The 24,385-nt window shown below is 41.5% G+C and carries 26 protein-coding genes and 1 pseudogene; 13 read left to right on the top strand and 14 right to left on the bottom strand.

Features of this window, described 5'->3' with window-relative positions; genetic code table 11:
* Window positions 1-11: 11 nt before the first annotated feature.
* The 3 genes from ACMXYO_RS08700 to ACMXYO_RS08690 form a co-directional block, all read right to left on the bottom strand.
* Entirely contained in the window at window positions 12-2,867 is a 2,856-nt protein-coding gene (locus ACMXYO_RS08700) for a UvrD-helicase domain-containing protein (protein ID WP_415884740.1), read from the bottom strand.
* Window positions 2,868-3,099: 232 nt separating this feature from the next.
* Entirely contained in the window at window positions 3,100-3,711 is a 612-nt protein-coding gene (locus tag ACMXYO_RS08695; RefSeq protein ID WP_415884739.1) for a hypothetical protein, read from the bottom strand.
* A gap of 8 nt (window positions 3,712-3,719) precedes the next feature.
* Window positions 3,720-3,935, bottom strand: a complete 216-nt coding sequence (locus ACMXYO_RS08690; protein WP_415884738.1) for a hypothetical protein — start codon at window positions 3,933-3,935, stop codon at window positions 3,720-3,722.
* 199 nt (window positions 3,936-4,134) lie between these two features.
* Here ACMXYO_RS08690 and ACMXYO_RS08685 point away from each other — a divergent pair, with 199 nt between their 5' ends.
* Window positions 4,135-4,611 (top strand): hypothetical protein, encoded by a 477-nt coding sequence (locus ACMXYO_RS08685; RefSeq protein WP_415884737.1) that lies wholly within the window; start codon window positions 4,135-4,137, stop codon window positions 4,609-4,611.
* A gap of 84 nt (window positions 4,612-4,695) precedes the next feature.
* On the opposite strand, the gene ACMXYO_RS08680 is transcribed toward ACMXYO_RS08685, so the two are convergent.
* Genes ACMXYO_RS08680 through ACMXYO_RS08670 form a run of 3 tightly spaced genes read right to left on the bottom strand, consistent with a single transcriptional unit; the run spans window position 4,696 to window position 6,608 of the window.
* Window positions 4,696-5,631 carry a hypothetical protein gene (locus ACMXYO_RS08680; RefSeq protein WP_415884736.1) on the bottom strand — a complete coding sequence of 312 codons (936 nt, stop codon included), beginning with the start codon at window positions 5,629-5,631 and terminating at the stop codon, window positions 4,696-4,698.
* Between the two features lie 31 nt (window positions 5,632-5,662).
* Window positions 5,663-6,400 (bottom strand): DNA/RNA non-specific endonuclease, encoded by a 738-nt coding sequence (locus ACMXYO_RS08675; RefSeq protein WP_415884735.1) that lies wholly within the window; start codon window positions 6,398-6,400, stop codon window positions 5,663-5,665.
* A 13-nt stretch (window positions 6,401-6,413) separates the two neighbouring features.
* A complete protein-coding gene (locus tag ACMXYO_RS08670; RefSeq protein ID WP_415884733.1) occupies window positions 6,414-6,608 on the bottom strand; it encodes a carbon storage regulator in 195 nt (64 codons plus the stop codon).
* 81 nt (window positions 6,609-6,689) lie between these two features.
* On the opposite strand from ACMXYO_RS08670, the gene ACMXYO_RS08665 reads away from it, so the two are divergent.
* The 5 genes and pseudogenes from ACMXYO_RS08665 to ACMXYO_RS08645 form a co-directional block, all read left to right on the top strand.
* Window positions 6,690-6,998 carry a hypothetical protein gene (locus tag ACMXYO_RS08665; RefSeq protein WP_415884732.1) on the top strand — a complete coding sequence of 103 codons (309 nt, stop codon included), beginning with the start codon at window positions 6,690-6,692 and terminating at the stop codon, window positions 6,996-6,998.
* Between the two features lie 575 nt (window positions 6,999-7,573).
* Window positions 7,574-8,308: a TnsA endonuclease N-terminal domain-containing protein gene (locus ACMXYO_RS08660; protein WP_415884731.1), complete on the top strand. Its 735-nt coding sequence runs from the start codon at window positions 7,574-7,576 to the stop codon at window positions 8,306-8,308.
* A gap of 11 nt (window positions 8,309-8,319) precedes the next feature.
* Complete coding sequence (locus tag ACMXYO_RS08655; protein WP_415884730.1) at window positions 8,320-10,260, top strand: hypothetical protein; 1,941 nt, start codon at window positions 8,320-8,322, stop codon at window positions 10,258-10,260.
* Window positions 10,250-11,215, top strand: coding sequence for a TniB family NTP-binding protein (locus tag ACMXYO_RS08650; protein ID WP_415884729.1), 966 nt, complete (start codon window positions 10,250-10,252; stop codon window positions 11,213-11,215). The genes ACMXYO_RS08655 and ACMXYO_RS08650 overlap by 11 nt, the downstream gene beginning before the upstream one ends.
* Before the next feature lie 47 nt (window positions 11,216-11,262).
* A pseudogene (locus ACMXYO_RS08645) lies at window positions 11,263-11,547 on the top strand (hypothetical protein); the annotation flags it as partial.
* A 15-nt stretch (window positions 11,548-11,562) separates the two neighbouring features.
* Here ACMXYO_RS08645 and ACMXYO_RS08640 read toward each other — a convergent pair.
* A complete protein-coding gene (locus ACMXYO_RS08640) occupies window positions 11,563-11,724 on the bottom strand; it encodes a hypothetical protein (protein ID WP_415888125.1) in 162 nt (53 codons plus the stop codon).
* Window positions 11,725-12,003: 279 nt separating this feature from the next.
* Here ACMXYO_RS08640 and ACMXYO_RS08635 point away from each other — a divergent pair, with 279 nt between their 5' ends.
* Entirely contained in the window at window positions 12,004-12,780 is a 777-nt protein-coding gene (locus ACMXYO_RS08635) for a hypothetical protein (protein ID WP_415888124.1), read from the top strand.
* Here the strand turns inward: ACMXYO_RS08635 and ACMXYO_RS08630 are convergent.
* Complete coding sequence (locus ACMXYO_RS08630; RefSeq protein ID WP_415884728.1) at window positions 12,772-13,008, bottom strand: hypothetical protein; 237 nt, start codon at window positions 13,006-13,008, stop codon at window positions 12,772-12,774. The two genes, ACMXYO_RS08635 and ACMXYO_RS08630, sit on opposite strands and share 9 nt — an antisense overlap.
* Window positions 13,009-13,121: 113 nt before the next feature.
* On the bottom strand, window positions 13,122-14,249 hold the full coding sequence (locus ACMXYO_RS08625; RefSeq protein ID WP_415884726.1) for a hypothetical protein: 1,128 nt from the start codon (window positions 14,247-14,249) through the stop codon (window positions 13,122-13,124).
* Window positions 14,250-14,746: 497 nt separating this feature from the next.
* Between ACMXYO_RS08625 and ACMXYO_RS08620 the strand changes: the two genes are divergently transcribed.
* A complete protein-coding gene (locus ACMXYO_RS08620; RefSeq protein WP_415884725.1) occupies window positions 14,747-14,905 on the top strand; it encodes a hypothetical protein in 159 nt (52 codons plus the stop codon).
* A 133-nt stretch (window positions 14,906-15,038) separates the two neighbouring features.
* On the opposite strand, the gene ACMXYO_RS08615 is transcribed toward ACMXYO_RS08620, so the two are convergent.
* Window positions 15,039-15,842 (bottom strand): type I restriction enzyme endonuclease domain-containing protein, encoded by an 804-nt coding sequence (locus ACMXYO_RS08615; protein WP_415884723.1) that lies wholly within the window; start codon window positions 15,840-15,842, stop codon window positions 15,039-15,041.
* Between the two features lie 39 nt (window positions 15,843-15,881).
* Between ACMXYO_RS08615 and ACMXYO_RS08610 the strand changes: the two genes are divergently transcribed.
* The 3 genes from ACMXYO_RS08610 to ACMXYO_RS08600 all read left to right on the top strand — a co-directional run bounded on the left by ACMXYO_RS08610 (window position 15,882) and on the right by ACMXYO_RS08600 (window position 18,690).
* Window positions 15,882-17,020, top strand: a protein-coding gene (locus ACMXYO_RS08610) for an IS3 family transposase (protein ID WP_415884722.1) whose coding sequence is annotated in 2 segments (ribosomal slippage) — window positions 15,882-16,119 and window positions 16,119-17,020 — 1,140 coding nt in all. Because the reading frame shifts where the segments join, the coding sequence is not laid out codon by codon here.
* Window positions 17,021-17,049: 29 nt separating this feature from the next.
* Entirely contained in the window at window positions 17,050-17,550 is a 501-nt protein-coding gene (locus tag ACMXYO_RS08605; protein WP_415884720.1) for a sigma 54-interacting transcriptional regulator, read from the top strand.
* A gap of 99 nt (window positions 17,551-17,649) precedes the next feature.
* Entirely contained in the window at window positions 17,650-18,690 is a 1,041-nt protein-coding gene (locus ACMXYO_RS08600; RefSeq protein WP_415884719.1) for an IS481 family transposase, read from the top strand.
* Window positions 18,691-18,860: 170 nt separating this feature from the next.
* On the opposite strand, the gene ACMXYO_RS08595 is transcribed toward ACMXYO_RS08600, so the two are convergent.
* The 3 genes from ACMXYO_RS08595 to ACMXYO_RS08585 all read right to left on the bottom strand — a co-directional run bounded on the left by ACMXYO_RS08595 (window position 18,861) and on the right by ACMXYO_RS08585 (window position 20,210).
* The gene (locus ACMXYO_RS08595) at window positions 18,861-19,526 is read right to left on the bottom strand and encodes an SDR family oxidoreductase (RefSeq protein WP_415884718.1); all 666 of its coding nucleotides are present in this window, start codon (window positions 19,524-19,526) and stop codon (window positions 18,861-18,863) included.
* Between the two features lie 99 nt (window positions 19,527-19,625).
* Window positions 19,626-19,922, bottom strand: a complete 297-nt coding sequence (locus ACMXYO_RS08590; protein ID WP_415884717.1) for a hypothetical protein — start codon at window positions 19,920-19,922, stop codon at window positions 19,626-19,628.
* A gap of 135 nt (window positions 19,923-20,057) precedes the next feature.
* On the bottom strand, window positions 20,058-20,210 hold the full coding sequence (locus ACMXYO_RS08585; RefSeq protein WP_415884716.1) for a hypothetical protein: 153 nt from the start codon (window positions 20,208-20,210) through the stop codon (window positions 20,058-20,060).
* Window positions 20,211-20,556: 346 nt separating this feature from the next.
* Here ACMXYO_RS08585 and ACMXYO_RS08580 point away from each other — a divergent pair, with 346 nt between their 5' ends.
* Entirely contained in the window at window positions 20,557-21,288 is a 732-nt protein-coding gene (locus tag ACMXYO_RS08580) for a helix-turn-helix domain-containing protein (protein WP_415884715.1), read from the top strand.
* Between the two features lie 31 nt (window positions 21,289-21,319).
* Here the strand turns inward: ACMXYO_RS08580 and ACMXYO_RS08575 are convergent, their stop codons facing one another.
* Window positions 21,320-22,012, bottom strand: a complete 693-nt coding sequence (locus ACMXYO_RS08575) for a hypothetical protein (RefSeq protein ID WP_415884714.1) — start codon at window positions 22,010-22,012, stop codon at window positions 21,320-21,322.
* A 204-nt stretch (window positions 22,013-22,216) separates the two neighbouring features.
* On the opposite strand from ACMXYO_RS08575, the gene ACMXYO_RS08570 reads away from it, so the two are divergent.
* A complete protein-coding gene (locus tag ACMXYO_RS08570; RefSeq protein ID WP_415884713.1) occupies window positions 22,217-24,373 on the top strand; it encodes a VIT and vWA domain-containing protein in 2,157 nt (718 codons plus the stop codon).
* The last annotated feature ends 12 nt before the right edge of the window (window positions 24,374-24,385 follow it).

The raw sequence follows: 24,385 nt of genomic DNA, 5'->3' as shown, positions 1-24,385 counted from the left end.
TTCAGGGGTTATTATGGCTGCTCTATATACTTATTCTTGTAGGAGCAACTACTTCCTTCCGAGCGGTAATTCTCGCAGCCCCAAAACTTCCCATAGCGACTTTCTCTCATCATCAAATTCCCACCACATTCAGGGCAGATGGGAATCCACCAGCCGCAGCTAGAGTTCGAGCAAATTCTATATTCATTGCTGTTACTCATAGCGCTGTTACATCTTGGGCATGTACGTTCTTTGAAATTACATAGAGGGTAGTTGCTACATCCCATAAAAGAGCCGTGAGGCCCTTCTCGCTTTACTAGAGTCCCAGTTTTACATGAACTACAGCAACGCTCTTTAGCTTCTGATTGCCCTTTATCAATACCAAATTCATCCAGAGCTAGTTCATATTTGTCATTGACTAGTTCCTTCACAAAAGAAGAGGCTTTGGTCATATCCGCTATTAAGTAGCAGCGATGTTTAGCTCGAGTTATTGCTACGTAAAAGAGCCTGCGTTCTTCTGCTTCAGGGTACTCTTCAGCTTTAGGTAACAGCTCTTCGATCAGAGGGTGTGTGAGCTTCTTAGATGGGAATCCGTGTTTACCATTATCCAGCCCTACAATAATCACGAAATCAGCTTCCTTACCCTTAGAGGCATGGAAGGAAAGCTGTGATATTTCCAAGTTCGGAAACATTGATTTAATGTGTCTGAGCTGGGAACTCTCAAAGAGCTTAAAGTGATACCTAGCCAGAACGTATACCGTTGTCCCTGGTTTGGCCGATTCTGAAACCTTTGAAAGGACTGAAACTACATGTCCATAGTAATCATCGCTATTGATGTTCTTTCTAATGAGGGAAACTGAGGGTTGATCTACATGTACATGTGAATGCATCTCTTTTTTGACTTGAGATGGATTCTTCATCACGAACTGTGACGCAACATCACCAATCTTGTTGTTGAACCTGAAGGTTTTATCCAAAGAGATTGTCTTTGTGGCACCAAACATCTGATCGAAACCAGTTGTCAGGCCAACATCGCTACCTGTGAACCTGTATATTGCTTGCCAGTCATCCCCAACACAAAAAATAGAAGTGTTCTTTCTGGAATCCCGTAATTTCCTTACCAATTCCGCCCTTGGGAATGAAATATCCTGAAATTCATCAACCAGAATAAATTTCCAATGAGATTTGAATCTGCCATCTTCAACATAGGAGATAGCTTTATTGATCATATCTTCAAAGTCTATTTCCCTATTGCCTGCCAAGTGGTCCTCATAGCGACTGATAATAGGCTCAAGAAGTTCTGCAGCAGCCACTAGTTGAGGGCTTTCCTTTTTCTTCTTAAGAGCCTCCAGGCTAGAGCCTGAAGATTTAAATTGCTTTAAGAGAGCTGATAACAGAGAAGAAAAGCTCGTGACTGCTCCAAATTCACGCAATGTGCTCAGCATTGAATCAGCTGGAAGCGGATTGAATTTAACACCTTTCTCAGCCAGTTTGGCTTCAAGATTTGATAGAAGCTCCCCTTCAACCTGTTCATGGTGGTACGTTTCAATAAGTACTGTTGCATGCTCTTCATGTAGAGCTCTTTTCCAATTAATTCCTTCCCAGTACTTGTCCCGATCTACATAAGGAGCAGTGTTTCCTTTTTTATCTATACCAAAGTGCTCGAGGTATATTTGATACTCGGGTAGATAGAAGTCAGGTTTGTACTGTCGGAAGTCAGGCGTCCTTGTGTTGGCTTCTTGGTAATCAACTTCATACTTGTATGCGATACCCATTGAATACAGCCAATTAGCGATCAAGCATTCCTCAAAGCTTTTTACGTTTTCTCCTTTGAATGTCCTGATCTCATTAGCTCGAATGTATTCGTAGTAATCGCCCTGGGTCTCAAATTCAAAAGGATTAGCTTCAGGAAAGAGGTATTGCTCAAAGTACTGCAGAACTAGCTCTTTATATTTGGTATCACTGAGAAGTGATGAGAACCATTGATCCACATAGCTTGTGAACAACTTTTCATCTGTTGCTAATGGAGAGATTGAAGGTTTCTCCCCTTCTACGTCTGAAATGATTTTCTGGCCTAATACATGGAACGTATAAGCTGCTACATTCGATACACCAAGCTTCTCCTGAATCCGTTCTCGCATCTCCGCCGCAGCTTTATTCCCATAAGCCAATAGCAGTATTTCATGACCTACAGCTTGCTTGCTCTCAATCAGATAAGCTGTTTTGCCAATCATCGTGCTAGTTTTGCCTGTCCCTGCACCTGCTAGAACCAAATTGTTATCTTCGTCAGTGATGCAGGCTAAGCGTTGTTTGTCGGTAAGAGGATTGGATTCAACCTTATCGAATAAAGCCCCATGCTCAGCCAGTTGTTGCTCTATATACCTGTTACGTAATGATTCGATAAATGCGGGGTTTCTAGACGACCAATTTCTTAATGTCCCGTAGAGGGCAATAAGGTCGGATGGCAATGCATTATAAGAGTCAGTGTCAGGGAGTTTAGTTTTACCGAGTGCACTTGAAGCAAAAGCACAGATCTTCTCTACATGGCTAGTCCTGATATAGTGAACTTTATTGAGCTTCTCATTAATCCTATTTAACGCCTGCTTTGCAGTCGTCGAATGAAAGTAATAGAAATGCTGGAATGCTTGCTGAACTAACTCGCCTGTTTCTGATTTAGGTAGAAAACGGATCTTCTCTTCACCGACTTCGAGGCTGCTGAAAAACCAACCATTAGAACATTTGGGAACGTCAGATAATAAGTCCCAAGTAACGAGCTCACGCTCACCTCTGTAGGTAAGACATATGCCATCAACGGTGATTTCAATTTCTTGGGGCTGTTTACCGAAGAGCTTGGAAAGAAAACCTGGTTTGACTGTTAGCTTGTCCATAAACTAAGAATTATTATTCCTTTAGAAGCTGTATCCAATTAGCTTAAACCTAACATGAATTAAGCTGAAGTCATCTAGATTTTTCAGTATATAAGCCTACTAAATCAATTAATTAATAAGTTTTCCTATCAATTAGGATAACAGCTACATAAAACAGTATTAGTGGCCCAAATCTGTGGCTCTGCAAACCATGAAGAGTTTTCATAGTTGCATAGGCACGTAAGTAATTATTTTAACTTGGCCTCAAAATTTTGATGCGTTCTAGTGCTTCTTTGTTTGAAATGAGCCCGTGTGTCGCTAGTCTTGCAATATCTATTTGCTCATCGCTAAGATGCAGATTTGATAGTTTAAGGTTCCCTCTGACCACATTCAGCAGAGCATCTATGGGTAATTCTGATTCAAGCAACGGTTTTAGAATTAAACCACGTTGTGAGTAGAATCTTTCTACGTCGTGCCAGTAGATACCCCAATTATCAGGCTCACGTGTACCATCATTGTCGAGTAGTACAAAGGCGCTACCCATGAAATATTCGTCCCACTCTTCTTTCAGCCTGAGGTGTAGCAAAGTTGCTTCAAGTACAGGGTATCGTGCAACATGACCGCTCCGTTTTGGCACGCAACTCATAAAAACTTGTGAGCCTAGAAGTAACGCAATACCTCTGAGGTGACAGTAACGCCTAGCATTCGCACCCATAGATTCAGGGCCATAATTTGAAGCACCCCTGAAAAGGCTGGCTTTATAATCATCCCAGTCGCTTAATAGACCGAATTCTATAAGCAGTGCTTCAAATTCCTCACTACGACCTATGGCCTCTTTGTCATTTAGCTCAATACAGAATCCCATTTTGAACCTCAGTGTGTATGAATGCTCACAAGTTTGCGCATATTCTTCACGTCCCCATTCTCTAAGAGAGGCTTAAGTAGTTTCTGATCTATTTCAATAAGCAGTGCTGTAGCGACTAATTTAGTCATTTCAAGCTCGGACTCGGGGCAAATGGCTGGTGGACAGTGACAAATAACGAGCCTGAATGCTTCTTGGTTGATCCCCTGATAAAAATCGCTGTTCATTGTTAGCCTCTCGCGCTGAAATAACTGTATTTAGTTAAGCACAGTGCGCCATGTGGGAAAGAGAATTCTCTTCATGTTTGCGACTGCTAACATATTGTAAAAAAAGGATAATTTACAAATAATCTCTAGGTTGGTTACTAGTACAAGTTTCGTTCTTCAAATGCTTTAATAGACACAAATTAAATGACAGGGAATCTCAATGACAGTCGTTATATCGTTAATTAGCTCTTTAATAGCAGGTTTCGTAGCTCATTATCTTGCTACATCAAGAAATCAGGCAGGAGAACTACTAAAATTTCAGATCCAGTCTTATTCTGATTTCATAGGTGCTGCGTCCAGGTTGGCTGTATCAAGAAGACTTGGGAGTACTGTCAGTGAGGAAGAAGATTTAGTTGTTTTGAATGATGCTAAGAGTAGGATTATTACTTGTGGGCATCCTGATGTAGTAGAAGCCTTGATTCATTTTTGGGAAAAAGGTGCAACTTTAGAAAGGGAGCAAGAAATCCTCGCTTACAAAAAGCTAACCCAAGTTATGCGTGCTAGTCTTGGCCACAAAAAATTCGATTTATTTGAACTTGAAGTTTCAAATGCCCTATTCAAACTTGAACCGTCAAGCTATTCATATCGAGCTAAGCAATCAAGTTATAACAGCAAACATGATGAGCTAGAAAACTAGAGGTTTTATTAAGAAAAGACTAATTCATCTGAAAACCATCAAAATTGCTTATCTGGATTTTTACGTGACTGGTCTGAGTTAGGCTTAGAAAAGACCATCTTGATGCTCTGCATTGAGCGGAATAATATTCTTAACAATTATTGTGGGCTTTCTGTCAGGGCTAACGCGCTTCTTTGAGTGCCTGACTGCAGTTCCTTCAATGATACATTTTAGAAACAAAGCAGGCTTATAACGTACAATTGTTCCTTCTTCAGGAATACAGTTTAGGATATGCCCTTGGTACTCAAAACCAACTGTATTTGACTGTTCATTGCCGCGAGTTAATTTGCCCTCCAGTTGAACATCATCACCATGCTGTATTTCTGGAAATATAAACTCATCACAATCATCTTCTTCAAATGACTTTGAAAATATTTTCTTCTCCTGGTTACTAACCTCCTGCTCCTCAAAACCATCAGCTGTTTTCGTGCCAATCGCTAAAGTACGATGTTCACGTATTGGATCGGTTAGCTTTGAGATCAAGGAAGGCGGCATTGATTGGAACCATTTAATATACTCAACCTCAATAAAGATGAGCTCTCCAGAGTTATTGTATACACCAATTTCCTTATTGTTATTTCTCCAAACCACATTATCTAAGTCCCAATCTTTCGATTTGCCTGTATGTTTAGATAGTCTTAACAAACTTGATAAAGCCGAGAATGATTTTTTGAATACATCACTTAGGCCTATATCTTTAAAATCATTTTCTGCCATTTTCTCGCCAGCTTTCTTTGCATAACCGAGAGCGAATGCTCCACCTACTGCGGCTACTCCAGCTAAAACGATGGCAACCCATGAGCCATCTTCAATATGGACTGGTATGTCGTATTCTAATTTTGCAAATTCAGAAGATTGTCGGGAATTGAAGTATCTTATTGTTTCATCTAGGCCGACAAGTGCCATCCCTGCGCTTTTGGCATCAATAACACCTTGTTCGACTAATGAACCCTTATATTTTAGATATCCAACTTCTTCCATTTTTCACTCCATGAATGGTTAGCTAAAAAAGCTAACATCCCAGTTTGGTATAAATATTCTTGTCAATTTCTAGTTTAGGCAATGTGAATCCAATGGTTTCATTAAGGTCACTAAGGCCCACCTTCTTTTGACAATAGTCGTCATTTCGCCCTGAGCTCTGATCCATAATAAAAGCAGCAGCCTTCCCAGATCGGTCGTAGACCACTTTGAAGTAAGAGCTAGGCACTTTGTGCTCTTCGTCTGCTTTTGGCATAGAAGGCATCTCAGCGGTATAAAGAGGTCCAGTAATAACAAAGAGAGACTTCCTAAAAGACACTGCCTTTCGGACTGCTTCTTCTAGGTTCTTCCAGGGGCCCTGATTTAAATCTTTATCCTGAGGTGTGATGTTGGATAAGTAGTTCAATTCAGACCAATAGCGGGAACCAGCAAATGAGGCTAGAGGAGCCTGATGTCCTCGATCCGCCTCTAATACCGAGCTAGAAGCGCTTTTATAATCTGCAGCCTCTAGTGTTTTATTCTCATCTAAAAGCGGCTCAACGGCCCACTTTCTGCCAGGCGTATCCCCAAAATTGGACACATCAACTTCATATGCCACCCAGTCCGCGAATTTAGTGCTTCCATTATTAGAAAGTGCATAAACATGACCAAACACTAAATCATTGCCCTCAGGCTTTGATGGGCAACCAAGTGGGCAATGTACCGATAAAATATCGGCTACTGCGGCTGAACTTACTGCAGACAGCAGTATGACTGAAGCGATGTGTCTCAATGTAGCCCCTTATTTAGTTGCGCTGAGTGTTGTATGAGTCGTCAAAATCAAGTCTGGCCTTAAGCTTCTCTCTGAGTATTGTGACGTCCTTAGGAGCATCAACCGAGAGTTTAACTTGACGTGAACCAACGGATTCTGGATGAAGGTGAACAACGATGTCATCACCGATATAGAGTTTTTGGCCTTCCTTGATAGTTACTGTAAGCATTTTGATAATCCTCCATGAATTTTATGCTACGTTTAAACGATATCACCTGCAGAGAGCTTAAGGAAATATTGAAGCAAGGTTATGGGAAAATTCATCAATGGCACTCACAGAGAACTTCTTCCTCTCCGAGAGATACCACAACCATCTGAAAAACGACTAGTTAAACGCCTTGAGCTTGAGTATGCATATGATCATGCGAATCCAAGCATGGAAGCGGATGTGTTGATGCGAAAGGTTGTTAAACGATATCGATTTAACGACATGCTTCAACTTGCCTACTATTTTGGATTGGAGTCTCTTAAACAAGTTGCCTATGAAGTCTACGGAGAAGATCAGCCCAGACGCCTCAAGCAAGTTCTTAGAAACATAGAGACGGGCTTTAACAACTGATCCCTCCTCTTCTTAAAGTATATTTCAGGCATATTCTTTAAAATCAGCACGCAGATTTCCTCTAGATAGATAAATTCCTATGTATTCACTAGAACAATTCATTATTTTGGTGGATCTCTTTTATATCTCGATGGAATAAGCATCCCTTTTTTTATTAAAAAGTAAAATAAGGTATTGGCCTATGGAAGCTGTTGTTTCTGAAGAAGTTTGGAAATTAACAGACCATTAAACTAAGAAAAGTCTAAAACACTTTATTTAATAAAAAGCCTTATTTATCAAATATATATAATCATTTCTGGTCTTGAAATTTCATTCAGCTGCCATACAATGGGTGTCATCATCCTTAAATTTACAATGGAAAAGGAGGCGCTTTTATGCCGAAACAAAAAATGTAAAGAGATTAACTATCATGAATTCATTCAACTCAAATCAAACTAGCACCAACTACCCTTCACCTCATTTTCCTAACCGCACTCCTGTAGATGTAAAAAGACTGCCCTCCAACAGTCTATTCGCTCCCTTTGTAAGCAATCTGGCCTCGAATTAATCCCACTAATCAAAGTTAAGCAACGTATTTGATTAGAGCGGATAAGGCTTTGCTCGGCTCAGATACGATGTTCAAGGAGCTAGTTATGCGGAAAATCGCCAAACACAGTCCTGTGCGACCAACAAGGATGTTCTGGTCAGAAAAAAACCAGACTCTTTTCTTTATGGAGAGCAAGCTTGAACGCGAATTTGCCTTAAGGTGCGAGTTTGACCCAGAGGTAATTTCATACCACTGCCAACCGAAACCCCTCGAGTACAAATTACCTGGAGAAACCAGAAAGCGTCGGTATACCCCCGATACAATAATGCGTCATAGCGTGTTCGGGGTTGTAGTGATCGAGGTTAAGTTTAAAGAAGATGCCGAAAAGCCTGCGATTAAAAGTAAGCATGAGCATCTGAAAAGACTGTATGCAAAAAAAGGAGCGAGCTTCATTGTACTAACAGAGGAAGAAATTCGAGATGAGGATCTGACAAAAAACCTCAGTAACCTGTATAAGTTTCGACGCTTCCCTATAGAAAAGAAAGCACTGAAAAAACTCAAAAAGCTATTTCCTAAAGGCGGCTTGCTTGGAGAAATAATTCCTTTCACTGGTGATGATATGTGGCTTAGCGTTCTATACCAAGCCATTGCTCACGGCTATGCAAAAGCCTCCCTTACTAGATCTCTATCCCCGTTAACTGAATGGGATTGGGCAACAGAAATAACCTCTAGAAATGTCGGGCTTTCATGCTCAAAAAGTAACTCTTGGAAACGTTGCATGTGAGGCTAATGATTATGAATACACAAACACATTTGATAAAAGCACGCCTCAACGAAAAAGACATTTTGTTGACCCCTGAAATCAATGGATATGTAACAGTTTTTCCTCAAGGGAATAATAAAAAGGAACCCTATACTGTACCTGCAGAGCATCTAAATTTAGCTTATGCCAGGGGTAAGTTGGTATATGTCCATGAGTTAGCTGATGAATTCAAGCCAACAAAAAAGCTGTCTGACAAAGACCAGTTAGCTCAAGATATATTGCTCCAGTATGTCTTCCATTTCTTGAAACGTGGTTCAAAAGGTTCTCGAAAAATTGCAGAAGACGTAATCAGGCAAGTGGCAGTTGAGCTTTGTGACTCTCAACCTCCTTCCAGTTCTACTTTGCTTAGAGCGGCCAAAAACTACCTCGAATATGGAAACATTGATCGCAAAGTTCCAGTTTGCCCACAGCGATGCTCGGATAAAGCTTATGAACTGTTCGATGCCATCATCGATGATATGTATCTGAAGATAAACGGGGCTTCGAAGAAAGAATGCTGGTTAGCTTATTCCGACGAATCCAAAAAGCCTGAATACATTGGTCTGAAATTTTTCTCACGATCTACATTCTATGATCGTATTAAGAAGCTACCTCGCACAGATGTGATTAGAGCCCGAGAAGGCAAAAACGTTTCTAGAACTGATTCCAGAATAGTTGAGAGAGGTTTAATTACTAACCATGTGCTTGAACGAATTGAAATGGATGCGGTGCATGTCAATGTTGGTTTAAAGGTCGAAAACGAGAAAATAGTTACACAGATAATTATTTATGTAGTTATGGACTGCCATTCCAGAGCGATTCTCGGAACCCATGTTCAAGTGTCAAAGTATCATGGAGAGAAGAAAAAAACTGGAGAAACCAAGTTTGGTATCACTCAGAGCATAGTTCACTCTCTTCAGCCTAAACCCAACATGTCATTTGATGGTGGAAAGTATTTTTGGCCGATGAGAGGTACAGGAGAAGTATATGTCACTGATGGAGGTGGGCCATATGCATCACATGTAATTGGCGGTCTGATTACTTCAGCAGGTGGAGATCAGCAAATTACTGAACCAGGATCGGGATATAGGAAACCTTACGTAGAACGCTTTTTCTCAACACTTAGGACACAATTTCTATCCGTTATTCCTGGTTATATGGGAAAAAGGACTGATGGAAAGCAGTTTGACCTTCCGATTCATAAGCACGCCAGTCTTACTCTAAGAGAATTTGAATCATTACTGGCAAACTATCTTGTAACCCGTTATCACCAAGCTCCGCACAAAGGGCTAATGGGGCTATCCCCTCAGAAGAAATGGGAAAAGTCCATCAACAAGTCCACCACTGTATTGAAAGTACCCGATATAGGGCGATTGGTGAGAAGAAATATCGATCCAATTCCGCGTACTATTCAAGCCCATTTGGGTATTCAGATTAACAATACATTTTTCAACTCTAAGGCCTTAAAGAGCCTCTTTGATATGCTGACAGACAAAGGAGATAAGAACCCCGTAGTTGAGTGTATATACACACCTCTCGAGCCTGGTCATGCCTGGGTAAAGAACCCATTTGGTGGTAAGCCGATAAAGCTCAACGCTAAATACAACGGCAAACCATACAAAAACTATATTTTTGATCCTATAGAAGAAGAGGTTCTTGGGGCAGAAATTCCCTTTAGCTTCAATCATCCGATCATTGCTGATGCAAGAGATTTACGTGAGGAAGGCTTTAGGCAGCATCAAGAGAACAAAGTCACTCGGGAATTGAATACGAAAGCAATCACTGATCAAGCTACGATTATCAAAGGTGATATCGAGTTAGACCTGCCTCCTTCTTTTGAATTCTCAAACGACGATGAGGATTCTGATGATGCCTTAGATCAATATGGCTATGAGGATGATGAATTTGATGGGGTAGATATCGATGACAAGTAAAAGTGTCTCAAGAAAGCCTCAAACAGAAGAGTTTGAATCAAAGGTAATCAGGCATCCTTGGTTCAAACAGGCTTATCAAATCATTGAGCAGGTCCATTTGACATACTCGCCGTTATCATCGCCTCCTGGGGCAATCACCTACCTGATTGGTGGGGCTGAGCCTGAGGGAGCAGTCATTCTCGGGGATACAGGAAGTGGTAAAACTACGGTTCTTCAGTATTACTGCAAACAGCATGCTGTTTCAGCCACTAAAGAATCAGAAAAAAATAAGGTTTTATATGTTCCTATTCCTCCCAAAGCTACGACTAAGAAAGTAGTTAAGAGGATGCTCTTCTTGCTTGGCCGAACGGAGAAATTAACTGGCAATGAAGATGACCTGGTTCTTGAACTGCATAGACTTATGTGGGAATTAGGGACTGAGCTCATCATATTTGATGAGATTAATCACCTTCTTCCTCGAAATGCTGGCAGATCCACCGTAGATATTTGTGATTTCTTCAAATCATTAATGAATGACACAAAAATCCCGTTAGTTTTAGCAGGAACCTTGAAATCAAAAGCGGTTCTCTTGAGTAATGATGAATTAGCAGATCGTCTGAATGCTGTGCAGTACCTGAATTACTTTACGCTTCCTAAGCGAGGAGAAAAGACAAATCATTTCAAAGCTTACATGCAAGGAATCGAGCAAGTGATTCCTGTAGAAGGAATCAGCCTGACATCAGCTGAAATGTTGAAGCGTTTCTTTGTAGCTTCATCTGGCATACCACGGAGAATTGCCAGAATAGTGACTGAAACGATGCAGTACGCTGACCTGTCAGCTCCGCTTGCTATGTCGGATTATCATAGGGGGTATACAAAAGCTCTACGAGCTAGAGCTCTCAAGCCTAATCCCTTCGATGCTAATTACAAAGCGGCTGAGATCATTCAGGCCCATCGAAAAAAGGATAAGAAGTGAAACCCGCGCCTCTGCTCGTCCGTCCTCGCCCGATAATAGGCGAAAGCATGGAAGGTTATGTGATTAGGGTAATAGCGCGGAATGGTAAGCAGAAGCCCTCCCAGCTCTTCCGAGAGCTGGGGGTTCACCCTAAAACTAATACTAGCAACCAGAATTACCTAGATTTCTTAAAGTTTGATCTCGCTCCGCGCCTGTTAATGGAGAGCTATGAATTAGAAAAGAGCTTTTCATATATCGTTAATCAACCGTGGATATCAAAGAATGCCAGACCAATCGTTGATTTAAGAGTTCGATTTCCCAGGCTGTGTCCTATTTGCGTGAAAGAAACAGGGTTTCACTGGCATTGGTCATTGTTGTTTGTCAGTCACTGCCAGAAGCACAACCACCTCCTGTGGGATAAGTGCCCATACTGTGGTTTTCATTTTGAATGGCACTCTAAGCTCTTTAAGTGCTGCCCAAGTTGCAATAAAGATTGGGTTCCTGAAAAACAAAGCAATCCATACCATCATCAAGAGTTCACAAATAAACTGTTAGAACTGACAAGCAGCTCTCATCGATTTAGCTGGTTAGATTCAGCCTTGCATGATTTCACTACTGCCATGCTGGTAACTCTAAGGCCATTCGATTCTTTTCTGAATCATATCCAGCATTGGCCGAAATCTAGGCGAAATCTTCATAGATCAATTAGAACGGCATACGCCTTGCTCACTAATAATGACTATTACAGGTCTTGGCAAAATAAATGCCTGGAAGAAAGGGACGAAATATCTGAACTAGGTACAAACAGCATGCAGTATCCGACCAGATGCTTCCAGAAAGGGTTAAAACTTGATTGGGCAATTAAAAGCCACGATAGCGATGAACCCGACAACTTCTGCCTTTATGAAGCATTCCCTTTGAGTGCCATTAACGCTGCAGAAGTTGTGAAACCCTCACGCATGAGGTTAACCGCAAATGACAAGGATGTTCGCTTTCAAACTGACTCGTCGGGTGTCAGTGAGGATCTTGAACTTCCTGGATGGGCAGCCGAGGTATTAGTTACTAATGGCTTATTAAGCCCGCTGAATAGCACTTCTGTAGTTCGTGATCAGCTGTACGACCAGAGAACTTTGGTTCAATTAGCATCAAAGATTAAACAGATCCCTGACAAGCCAGATGGCTTAGTTAAGGTATCACTACATTCTGAATACTTATTTCGTTTTGACATCAATTTCCATAAAATTCTATGCGAGGCGCTGAGCTCTAGAATCACTGCTTTTAGAGCGAAGCAAAAGCATTGTGATTTATCTATTCTATGGATTCCTGAAAACGAACTGCACTGTTTACTTATTTCCAATTTAGAAATGATATGCGAGTCGCCAGTACCCATCTTCCAAGCTGGTCTGATTCTGAAGCTTGATACTGATGTAATCAAAGGGATGGTTAAGAATGAAAACCTTAAATATACTCGTGGGCGAGGTGCTGGGACTTATATCGATGGGAATTCACTATGGAAATGGATTACTAATCAGTCCATTCTTCATAGAAAAGTATTCTCTCAGTTTAAGGACATGCATTTAGGTTAACGGCCCTGCCGAGGCCAACAAGCTCACCCCCAGTGCCGCAACAATCTCAGCTACTGAAGCTAGTACGTTCTTACTGTACAAAATAACTTTCTCCATAATGTCACCCTCCTTGCCAGGTTTATGGCCTGACTCCAATGTTGTCAGCATACGGTTCTTGATGTAAACAAAAACAGTCAACACGGTAACGGCGACTAGAAGCAAGGCAAGTGGGATGGGAGTCGAACCCATACCGCCAACCGCTAACCTAAATACACATCATCAATAACAGTCAGTAATTGAATTTATCGTTAATTCTAATCAGGATCAATGATTGTAAAACCTTACTAATTTATCCGTTTGGGTCATGTTTGGTGTGAGTCAGCTATCCGAATAAAGAATAAACATCCAGACTCTTCATTTTCATTTACCCATAATGGGATGCCGTGGTTTGAAATAATATTTTTCAATGTATCAACGTGAGGGTGCTTGTGCCTATTATCAACACCGCTTGCTATTACACAAAAGGGCCTGCTATCCGAATATAATGACTCATTATCATTATGCTTAGATCCATGATGAGGAATCTGAACCGTTCCTACGTATTTCCAATAGACGCTGAATCCCTCATTCAATTGCTTCCATTTCAAAGGGCCTTGGCAATCATAGTCCCCTAGATAGATACAGCCAGGTTGAAAATGCCCCCCAGAAATGGGTAGCAACTTACTCTTCTGAATCAGCAGACTATCCCAAACCCTATGATCAGACCCTTCATCTTCAGGCCCCGAGTATAAAGCTAGAGAATTAGTGTTGGGATCTCCTTTGACATCTTTAAAAGCCTTGACAATTGAGCGCCTAGTTTCCTTATCAGCCCATAACTCCTTAAATTCTTGTGGTGTCCCTATGTGAATATCAGCTTCAGCTAATAAGATTAGAGCTTCTTCAGATCGATTCTCACCATCAAAATTGTGAGGAACAAATACCCAAGGGATTTCTGTATTTGAAAGGGGTACTGAAGTCCCACTAGATATAACTCGATGATTGGCTCCGTCAAGATCTCTTTCTATGTCGTTATCGTTTGGCTCAGCCCCATATGGCGCAACAAAAACCACTTCAATTTCTTTTTCTGCTTCTCTACAAATACGCTTAATAAACCCAGCAGGATCGATACAAAAGTCAGACATGAACTTACATGTTCGGCTTCTGTGATACTTCACTGCTAATCTAATCCTTTCGTCATAGTGAATTAATGGGAGGATTACTTTCTTCACCGTGAGGTTTTCTAAAAAATAAACTAACCCATTCACGTGATCTGTATCAAAGTGCGAAATAAAAAGAACATCAAAGATTTCATCACTGAACATGTCTATTTGATCATGCAATGCAGTTAATGAGGTTACAGATCCACAGTCATAAGCAACCCTAAATCCTGCAACCTTTTCAGTGAAGAATCCGCCTTGCCCCACTGGATGAAAAACCCTTGTTATGTTCAAAACTCTCTTTCCTAATCCCTATAAAAATCTGGTCTATACTACAATAAGGTTCAATATAATCAATTAGTTAAGCGGTATAAATATATTGCGAAAAGCTTCTGATTTTTAGGCTAGTTTCAAATCAAACTGGATTTTATAGGTGAATTTCAAATCGAACTGGATAGTTTGGTTTCACCAACTGGATAGAGCTGTGTAACTACTTGATTTTATAGAAAGCAGAATTCCACAGTTAACCAGAACCCACACTACTGTTAATAGAACTTAAGCGTGAGTGTTGTTTTCAGATTCAGATGACTTTCTGTCCAGTTTTGTGAATCTCGTGCGGAGAGCTTCGGAGATTTCTTTTTCGTGGGTTGAGGTGATACAAAGCGCAACGTAGCTAACCAACCTGCCCTAATACCAAAGGGACCATTTGCAGCACAGCGGGTAGCTAGACCTATGTCTCCGGCAAACGCAAAGCTTGCAGATCTAGCTTTATCCCTTATGAAGTCAAACTTATGAAAGCAGCTCGCGAATTGAACGCTTCCACTTTTTGTCATGAATTATTGATGTTTATGGCTGATACTGATACTCGATATCAACCACACCTGAAACTTCCTAGCCTTACTGGGGTACATGCCTTTGCGGCTGTCGAGCAGTTATTTGGAAATACCTAGTTTCAAATTAAGGCTGATACTTTTTGATTTTGGGCTGATTACCCTTCGTGCGGAGAACGCTGCAAAATACTTTTTCGCGGGTAAAGTGTCGTAAAGAACAACGTAGCGCACCTGTTCTTTTCTTATTTGGGGATTAATGGACGTAAAAGCTTTGACCCTGACCTGGGTATTTCTCGTATACGTGCATAAAGACTTCTGAGCACGCCTTTCGCCATAGGTCATCATCGTAAGCTTCTGGAAGCTCATCTAAGACTTCCTCGATCAGATTTTTGATCTTAGCCTTGGTGCGCTGTTTCTTTCTCCAATCAATTACCAGTGAGTCCTGCATTTTTTTGATCAGAGCCTTAGCGATGGCTTTAACTTGTGTGCGTTCCTTATCAGACAGCGTTACGTCTTCAAGTAGTAGATCAAAGATAGCCAACTCTTCTTCTGTAAGGTCTTCTTTAACCGTGCGTTTGTCTTCTTCGTTAAGCTCTCGGATAAACTCTTCAAGACGTCTGAACAGTTCATCAGCGTTGTAAGCGCCAAGATTGTTCTCTTCAATCATATCCAGGAACTTCTGCGGCAAATCCTGTCGTGTACGGTTACGCATAATCATTGGCTGAAGCTTTAGTTCATTGATGTTTTTCAGGCGTTCTGCATCAGACTGTTTCGGGCTGGTAATGCGAGAAACCATCTCTGCTAACGCATCAAAATCGATACCTGCAATATTAATAGGCTCAGGTAAATTGCTGTTTATATTGATGGTTTCAATAGATTCGTCCAGCAGTTCGTTAACCTGATTCCTCACTACATCAAGTACATCTTCATCATCGATGCCTAAACCCGATTTCTCGCGCATCTGCTTATATATCACGTTGATAGCAATACGATGTGGCTTCAACTGGGTAGCACTTTCATCAGGTAAGATTTGGTAAGCCCCCAGTTCTCTAGACACCTCATAGATATATAATCGACGAAAATAATGAGGTGTACGATGCGCGGAAAACGTTACCCAGAAGAATTCAAAATCCAAGCGGTTAAGCAGGTCACGGATAAGGGCTATACGATTACTGATGTCGCTGAGCGACTCGGTGTAACTTATAAAAGCCTTTACGCTTGGGTGCAAAAATACAGCCAGCCCGATAGCTGCCGACAAGCGGATGATGCCCAGTCCGCTGAGATCAAAAAACTCAAAGCTGAATTACGCCGCGTCACTGAAGAGCGTGACATTTTAAAGGAAGCCGCGGTGTACTTCGCAGGGGAGTCAAAGAAAAGTACACGTTCATAAAGTCGCGACTCAAGAAATTTCGTGTAGCCGTCATGTGTCGTGTATTGGCTGTCCATCGCAGCGGCTTTTACGCATGGTTGAAGCAACCTTTTAGCCCTCGAGCACGCGAAGACCAACGCTTAGCAGTAAAGATTAAACAGTTTTGGCTTGAAAGCGGCTGTGTGTATGGTTACCGCAATATCACTATCGATTTAAAACGAGATGGTGAGCTATGCGGAAAGAACAGAGTGCATCGTATTATGCGTAGCGAAGGTTTGTCGGCTGTCCGTGGTTATCGCCGTCACCCTGGTTTCAAAGGAGGAAAACGACACCCTGCTGCCGAAAATATCCTTAATCGAGCATTCGAGGTCACTCAGCCTGATCAAGTGTGGGTAACTGATTTCACATACATTAGAACCTACGAAGGTTGGTTATATCTCACGGTAGTGATTGATCTGTTCTCACGTAAAGTCATCGGTTGGACGATGAAAAGCTCACCCAAAACAGACCTCGTTATCGATGCGTTACTGATGGCTATTTGGGGTCGAAGACCAACAACAAAGGTTCTTGTTCATTCAGATCAAGGGGTTCAATATACCTCAGGTGACTGGCGTAGGTTCCTTAAGGATCATAATCTGGAAGCCAGTATGAGTCGTCGTGGTAATTGCCATGACAATGCTGTTGCGGAGTCGTTTTTTTCGTTACTCAAAAAGGATCGAGTTCAACGGAAGATTTACAGAACACGCGATGAGGCTAGAGCTGAGATATTTGATTACATAGAAGGTTTCTATAACCCTCGAAGAAATCATGGTACTAATGATGGGCTGTCACCAGCGGAAGCTGAAAGGCAGTTTTTTAGAAACTAGAAAGTGTCTAGAATTTTGGGGTCTTACCAATGCAAGTTATTTTGTTGCGTTTTCTTGAGACTAAAACCATAGAGCGCCTAGGAAGCACCATAACAATTCATGCCAATGCTCGGGTCATTGCAGCCACGCATGTCAATCTTGAAGAGGCTGTTAAAGAAGGACGATTTAGAGAAGATTTATATTACCGTCTAAATGTACTACCTCTAGATGTACCTAACCTTCAATCCAGAGGTTCAGAAGATATACAGCGAATAGCGAATTATTATTTAGATCGATATACCAAAGAAAATGACTTAAAGAAAAAGAAATTTAGTTCAGCTGCTCTGAAGTTGATGGGCCAAAATCACTGGTCAGGTAACATACGGGAATTAATTAATCGTGTATGTAATGCAGCAATTATGTCTGACAGTATGATTATTACAGCTAAAAATATGGGGCTAGATAGAAGAGAAGATGAACGCCGCCTTATGCCTTTAGAAGAAGCCAAAAGCAGAGCAGAAAAAGCTGCTATTCTAAATGCGTTAAGGTGAATTAGTCTCGACCTAATCTGACATATCTTCTTGAGAAAGAGAGAGTTACCCGTTTTGATAAAGGTGCTGAAATCTTAAATCAAAACAAAGGTAACTCTCATGTTGCATACTAGCAATCCCATCATTAAACACAAAGCAGGCTTACTCAACCTTGCGGAAGAACTTGGAAACGTCTCAAAAGCCTGCAAAGTAATGGGTGTCTCCCGTGATACGTTTTATCGCTATCAGGAACTTGTTGAGGAAGGCGGTGTTGATTCACTGATCAACCGATCTCGCAGAACGCCCAATGTCAAAAACCGTGTAGATGAGCAGATTGAGAACGCCGTCATTGAACACGCGATAGCTTTCCCCGCTCATGGCCAAGCCCGAACCAGTAACGAACTGCGTAAAGCTGGCGTGTTTGTATCGGGCAGTGGTGTTCGTTCCATCTGGCTACGTCATAACTTAGAAAACTTTAAAAAGCGCCTTTCGGCTCTGGAAGCAAAGGTTGCGAGTGAAGGTATCATTCTGACGGATGACCAAGTTGCTGCGCTTGAGAAGAAGAAACAAGATGACGAAGCCTGCGGTGAAATAGAAACGCATCATCCTGGCTATCTGGGTTCTCAGGACACGTTCTACGTGGGTAATCTAAAAGGGGTTGGCAGGATATATCAGCAAACCTTTGTTGATACGTACAGCAAGGTAGCGTTCGCTAAGCTCTACACGACGAAAACCCCAATTACCTCAGCCGATGTATTGAATGATCGTGTATTACCATTCTTTGAGGCTCAGGAGCTGCCTATGCTGCGTATCCTGACTGATCGAGGCACGGAATACTGTGGCAAGGTTGAGCAGCACGATTACCAGCTATATCTCGCCATCAACGATATTGATCACACGAAAACCAAAGCGAGACACCCACAGACTAACGGTATCTGTGAGCGCTTCCATAAAACGATATTGAACGAGTTTTATCAGGTTACGTTCCGTAAAAAGCTCTATGCTTCACTGGAAGAACTGCAAAAAGATCTGGACGAATGGCTGGATTATTACAACAATGAACGAACTCATCAGGGGAAAATGTGCTGTGGCAGAACGCCACTGGAAACATTGCTTGATGGAAAACAGATTTGGGCTGAAAAGAATTTAGCCCAAATCTAATCTGACAGTAGCACTGGAAAGAACGGGTAACTGTCAGATCAGGTCTGAGCTAGTACAGTTAAGGCATGCTAACAATAACGTTACCGTTGCCGCATCTATATTAGAGACTTCACGTTCATCTTTATATCGGCTACTCGAAAAGCACCAGATATTAAATAACTAGCTTTTACTTACCAAGGTAAGACTTCACCGTTTGAATGCCAGAACGTACCTGTATTTTCTAGATTAAGTTCTTCAATTCGCAGAGAAAGTCTTTCCGCTGCCTGATCCGGTGTTATATCACCTACTCCACCAATCATTTCTGTTCCAACTAGTCCAGGGTGTAAGATCGCAACAGCAACACCCCGAGGCTGGAGATCTCGTGCTAAGGACATACCTGCGATATTCAGTGCTGCTTTCGACATGCGATAACCGTATCGCCCACCGCTAGTATTATCAGTGATAGATCCCATACGACTTGTGATGAGGGCTACTTTTGCTGAATCAGCTAAATTATCTAGCAACGTCTCCGTTACCAAGAGAGGCGCTAATGCATTCGTTTCAAATTGATCGCGAATAGTTTCGATATTCAAATTACCAAGAATCTCATTACGCAAAATACCTGCATTGTTAATCAGCAGATCAATTTTGATGCCCTTTAAAGCCGTTTTTAACTTCTCTAAACCATCATTCTTTGCAACATCTACAGCATCAATGACTTCAACACCCAACTGTTTCAGCTCAGGAGAACAGGTACGGCAAGTGGCAAAAACCTTATACCCCTTAGATTTGTATAACGCGGCAAAAGACAAACCTATACCGCGGCTAGCACCTGTAATAACGACTGTTTTTGACATAAAAAGAACCCTAAGAATAGATCTTGTACTACACGACGTAAGAATCATGTAATTAACTGAGGCAAGTAAACTACAACAGAATAATGAAGGATGTATACGTTATTCTCTGGGGTATAAATACTGATTTGCCAATCTATCGTATTCTCCATCTTTTTTTAGTCGGTCTAATACACTCTGCCATGCCACGATCTCTTCATCAGGAGTCTGCTTTGAAAAAGCGATATAGCCTTCACTTTGATATAAAACGATTGGCGTCTTTTTGATGATTTTTTCTGAAACGCCGCTGGTTTTGAAAACATTAGATACTTCGTGCAGTGAAACAGGTGTGTAATCGACTCGCCCTTCAGCAAGGAGCCTAAAACAACTGTTGTAGCTATTAGCCACTAAGATCAACACAGGAGTCTCAGCTTTTAGGATTCTCTCGTGCCTACTGCCCCGTAGCACACAAACTCTGACCTCTTCGGTAAATTCAAGATAAGAAGTAAGTTGCTTTGTATAGCGGGTATTTTTAAAGAACTGAACGCTGTCTGATTATAATGGGCCAACCCATTTAAATTTGTTTTCTCGATCTTCATTCCGACTAATATTGAAGATTGCATAGTTAGGTCCTTGCTTTACAAGATCCACCCCTCTCAAAAACGGTACTTCTACTGGATTAAAAGGCTTTTTGCGTAAATCCGACATAGCTCTAACCAATTCAAGATTAAAAGCCCTTCGACCCGCATGTTCTATCCCTCTCAACTCCCCAGAGAAATCTCTAAAAACTGACTTTTTAAGGTTATGGCTAAGAAACTGAGTAGTATGAGACGAGACTTGAGATTCTACATAGGTAGAACTACAGATAATTAACAAATAGCATATAAAGCAGCCTAATCTCATCCAATTACTCCAAACTAAAATTTTAGTATGTGATTCACTAAATAGTTTAGACAAGAGTTAGTGTTTAAGAACGGTAATAACCAATTGATTATCGTGAATATATAAAGCGTTTCGGTTAATATCGCTGCGAGCATAACTTAAGGAATAGATTATGGCGCAAGTTGGACCACTGATAGATACACTCAAACGAGAACTTAAAGCTCAGGGTAAAACATACCTAGATGTCGCCGAAATTCTTGATTTAAGTGAAGCGTCTGTAAAGCGACTTTTTGCTGAAAAAAACTTTACCCTCACTCGGCTAGAAGCTATCTGCGACATGCTTAATATCGAGCTATCTGAGCTTGTACAGAAGATGAGTAAAGATCAGTGCCAACTGACTCAATTGACCAGAGATCAAGAAAAAGAGATCGCTAATGATCTAATTTTATTGTTGATCACGGTCAGCGTAATCAGTGGAATGACGTTCTCTGACATACTCAATGCTTATGACATTCCAGAAACAGAATGCATTCAAAAGCTTGCTAAGTTGGATCGCCTTAAGATTATCGATCTACTGCCTGGGAATCGTGTAAAACTCCTAGTTGCTCCTAATTTCCATTGGCTACCTAATGGCCCAATTCAGCAGTTTTTCCAAGAAAAGGTCGAACAAGACTTCTTTAGCTCACGTTTTGATAAAGCCAATGAAAAGCTGATCGTGACTAATGCCATCCTGACCGATAGCTCCAACGCACGTCTGCAAAAGAAAATGGAGCGTCTCGCAGCAGAATTTAACGAATTAATGCAAGAAGATCACTCGGCGCCGCAACAGAAAAAAAGTGGTACGACCATGGTGCTAGCCATCCGCCAATGGCAATACTCGCTATTTAAAAAGATCTCTAAATAGTAATAGTCTTGCTTGGTATTTGCCTACCAAGTTAAACCAAAGCACTGCCTTCACTGATTACCGTTAGCTTCCCTTCTTCTGAGAAAGAGAGTTCAACTGACGAGTACTGTCGGTTATCACCTAGCAGATAACTGTATTTGTCGATAATGGCTTCTATCTCAGCTTGTGAATTGGCTTTATCCATCTCTTGTCGGAATGGCTCAAGCTCTTTGAAAGCCGCAAGGTGTGATGCTAAAGCATTTATTGTACTTAGCTCTTTAGCGATAGCTGGTTCTTCTTTCAAGGCTTGTTTAAGCTGATCAGCATAAGGGTAATCAACTGGAAAAACTATCTGCCCTTTACCGTCATAGTTTATCGATTCAGGTGCTTCTGGAATGTTGTGACGGGATAAGAAGTCAGGAAATACCTTTGAAAGGTGATTCTGTAACGCGCTTACGTTCTGCTCATTTGGCAACAACAGGCCCTCAATATCGAAGATATCCCCTTCATGGGCAGGCTTCGCTTGGAAGTAAGTGTCTAGATCGTACTCTTTGTCACCTTTTGCTGTACTGAGAGTATAAACAGACTCAGATTCGCTTAGCTGTTTTGCTTCTTCCGTTAAGAACACTGTATTGCCGCTTACAGAGGTTGATCGGCCAGAGTTTGCCAAAGCGGCACGTTGTCCGGAGTCATTCGGATTTGTGTCTATTAAGCTAGAAGACTGATAACTACTGGAGATATACATATTTAACTGCGCCTATGTTAATCCATTAAAACAAGGAATCTATTTTTAGATTTATTTGTAAGCAATCATCAGGCCAGTTCATAAAACAGCTTGGTATTATATTTTGATACTTATAGCTGTTTAATTTAAAACCTATTTCAATTTCATTTTAACAAGCGCCTAAACATCACAATCTTGCTCCCATCAATAGATGAGGAACAAGCGATGAAACACTCAAATCCTAACCTAAAACGCAGCAGCCTATTCTCAGCAATAGCATTAGGCAGCGCTCTTTTGCTGAGCCCTTACAGTAATGCTGCAGGACTATTAAAACCGAGCAATGCAGGGTATGAAGAGCTAAAAATCAAAGAACATCATGTCGATGTTGTGATTGAAGATATGTACGCAACCACAACAGTTGAGCAGGTTTTTCATAACCCTAACGCGAATGATCTAGAAGCTATTTACTCCTTCCCAGTTCCAGATAAAGCGGCTGTAGGTGAATTTAGCTATTGGATTGATGGCCAACCTGTTACAGGTGAAGTCGTAGAGAAACAGCGTGCCCGACAGATCTACGAGCAGGAAAAACAAAAGGGAAATGAAACTGCCATCGTAGAGAAAGACCAATACAAAACGTTTGATATCTCTGTCTTTCCAGTAAAGGCTAATCAAGAAGTCAAAATCAAGTTGGTCTATCTCCAAAATACCCAGACCGATACTGGAATTGGTCGATACGTATACCCTCTTGAAGATGGTGGCGTTGATGAGCAAAAACTGAGCTTTTGGGATCGCAACGAAACGGTAGATGAGAAATTCTCTTTTGATGTGAAGCTAAGAACCAGTTATCCCGTTGATGGTTTAAGAATGCCTAAACACCCTAATGCATCCTTCCAACAACTTAATGCCTACGAATGGCAAGCTAGTTTGATCAATTCAGCTAACCACCTGACGCAACAGCAGCTAGATCTGGAGCAAGCAGAATTGTCCGTACAGTATGAAACTCAAATCTCAGAAACTCCTATCAATAGCAGTGTGACGACTCTAGATAAAGATATTTTGCTTTACTGGCGTCATGCTGAAAATCTACCCGCAAGCGTAGATATGCTGGCTTACAAAGAAGTCAATTCAAGCAAAGGCACTTATAAGCTGACGTTAACACCGGGTAATGACCTCCCTGTAATGACTCAAGGTCGAGATTGGGTGTTTGTACTTGATATCTCCGGCTCTATGCACGGCAAATTCTCATCCCTGATTGAAGGTATTCGAAGCGGCCTAACACAGTTAAACCCTAATGATCGTTTTAAGATCGTATTGTTTAACAATCAAGCGCAGAGTTTCACTCAGGGCTACCTACCTGCTGATCAACAAACAATCAAAGACACATTACAACGTCTAGATCAGGTACAACCAAGCAGCGGTACAAATCTATATGCAGGGCTAAAGACCGGCATTAATCAACTTGATTCGGATAGAAGTACTGCAGTAGTTCTTGTTACTGATGGCGTTGCCAATGTAGGGACAACCGAAAAGAGTAAATTCCTAGATCTACTAGAGCAGCATGATGCCCGCCTATTTACTTTTATTATGGGTAACAGCGCTAACCGTCCTCTTTTAGAAGAGATGACACGCGTATCCAATGGCTTTGCTCTACAGATTTCAAACTCTGACGATATTAGTGGTCAGCTCCAGATAGCCAAAGGCAAGATGGCTCATGCTTCTATGCGAGACATTCAGATCGAGATTGATGGTGTAAGAAGCAAAGAACTGGTGAAACCGCGCCTTGCTAATACCCTTTACCATGGTCAACAACTGACTCTATTTGGACACTATTACAAACCAGGCAAGACAGAAGTGAAGCTGACCGGCACAATCAACGGTGAAAAGAAAACCTACAAGACCAGCTTTAATCTACCTGACGTTGCAACTGACAACCCTGAATTGGAGCGTTTATGGGCATATGCAGCCATTGAAGAGCTACAAGCAGAGATGGACTACCTAGGCTCTGACAAAGATGCTGAGCAAGCGATTGTTGATACCGCTGTGGAATATGGCTTGGTAACTGACTACACATCTATGATCGTTGTTAGAGACGAAGTATTCAAAGCGATTAATATTGAGCGCTCTAATCTAAAACGCGTTGAAAAAGAACAGACCGCTCGTGAAAACCGAGCACAACAAACGATTACCGCTCAGCAGAATCGTGTAGATACTCAACAGCCAATGTTTGTCGATCAATCTCAAGATCAAGCTAACCAGAGCCAAACTAGACCGAGTGTTTCATCAACACGCTCAGGTTCAGGTGGCGGCGCCGTTTCACCATGGTTAGTAATCTTTGTCGCTGTAGTCATCAAACTTGTACAGATGCGTCGCTTTAAGCGCTAAAAGAACTAAATG

Origin of the sequence: Neptuniibacter sp. QD37_6, assembly GCF_047778085.1 — a bacterium.
Taxonomy (GTDB): domain Bacteria; phylum Pseudomonadota; class Gammaproteobacteria; order Pseudomonadales; family Balneatricaceae; genus Neptuniibacter.
The sequence above is the reverse complement of the archived record's forward strand: the minus strand, read 5'-3'. Positions and strand labels throughout refer to the sequence as shown.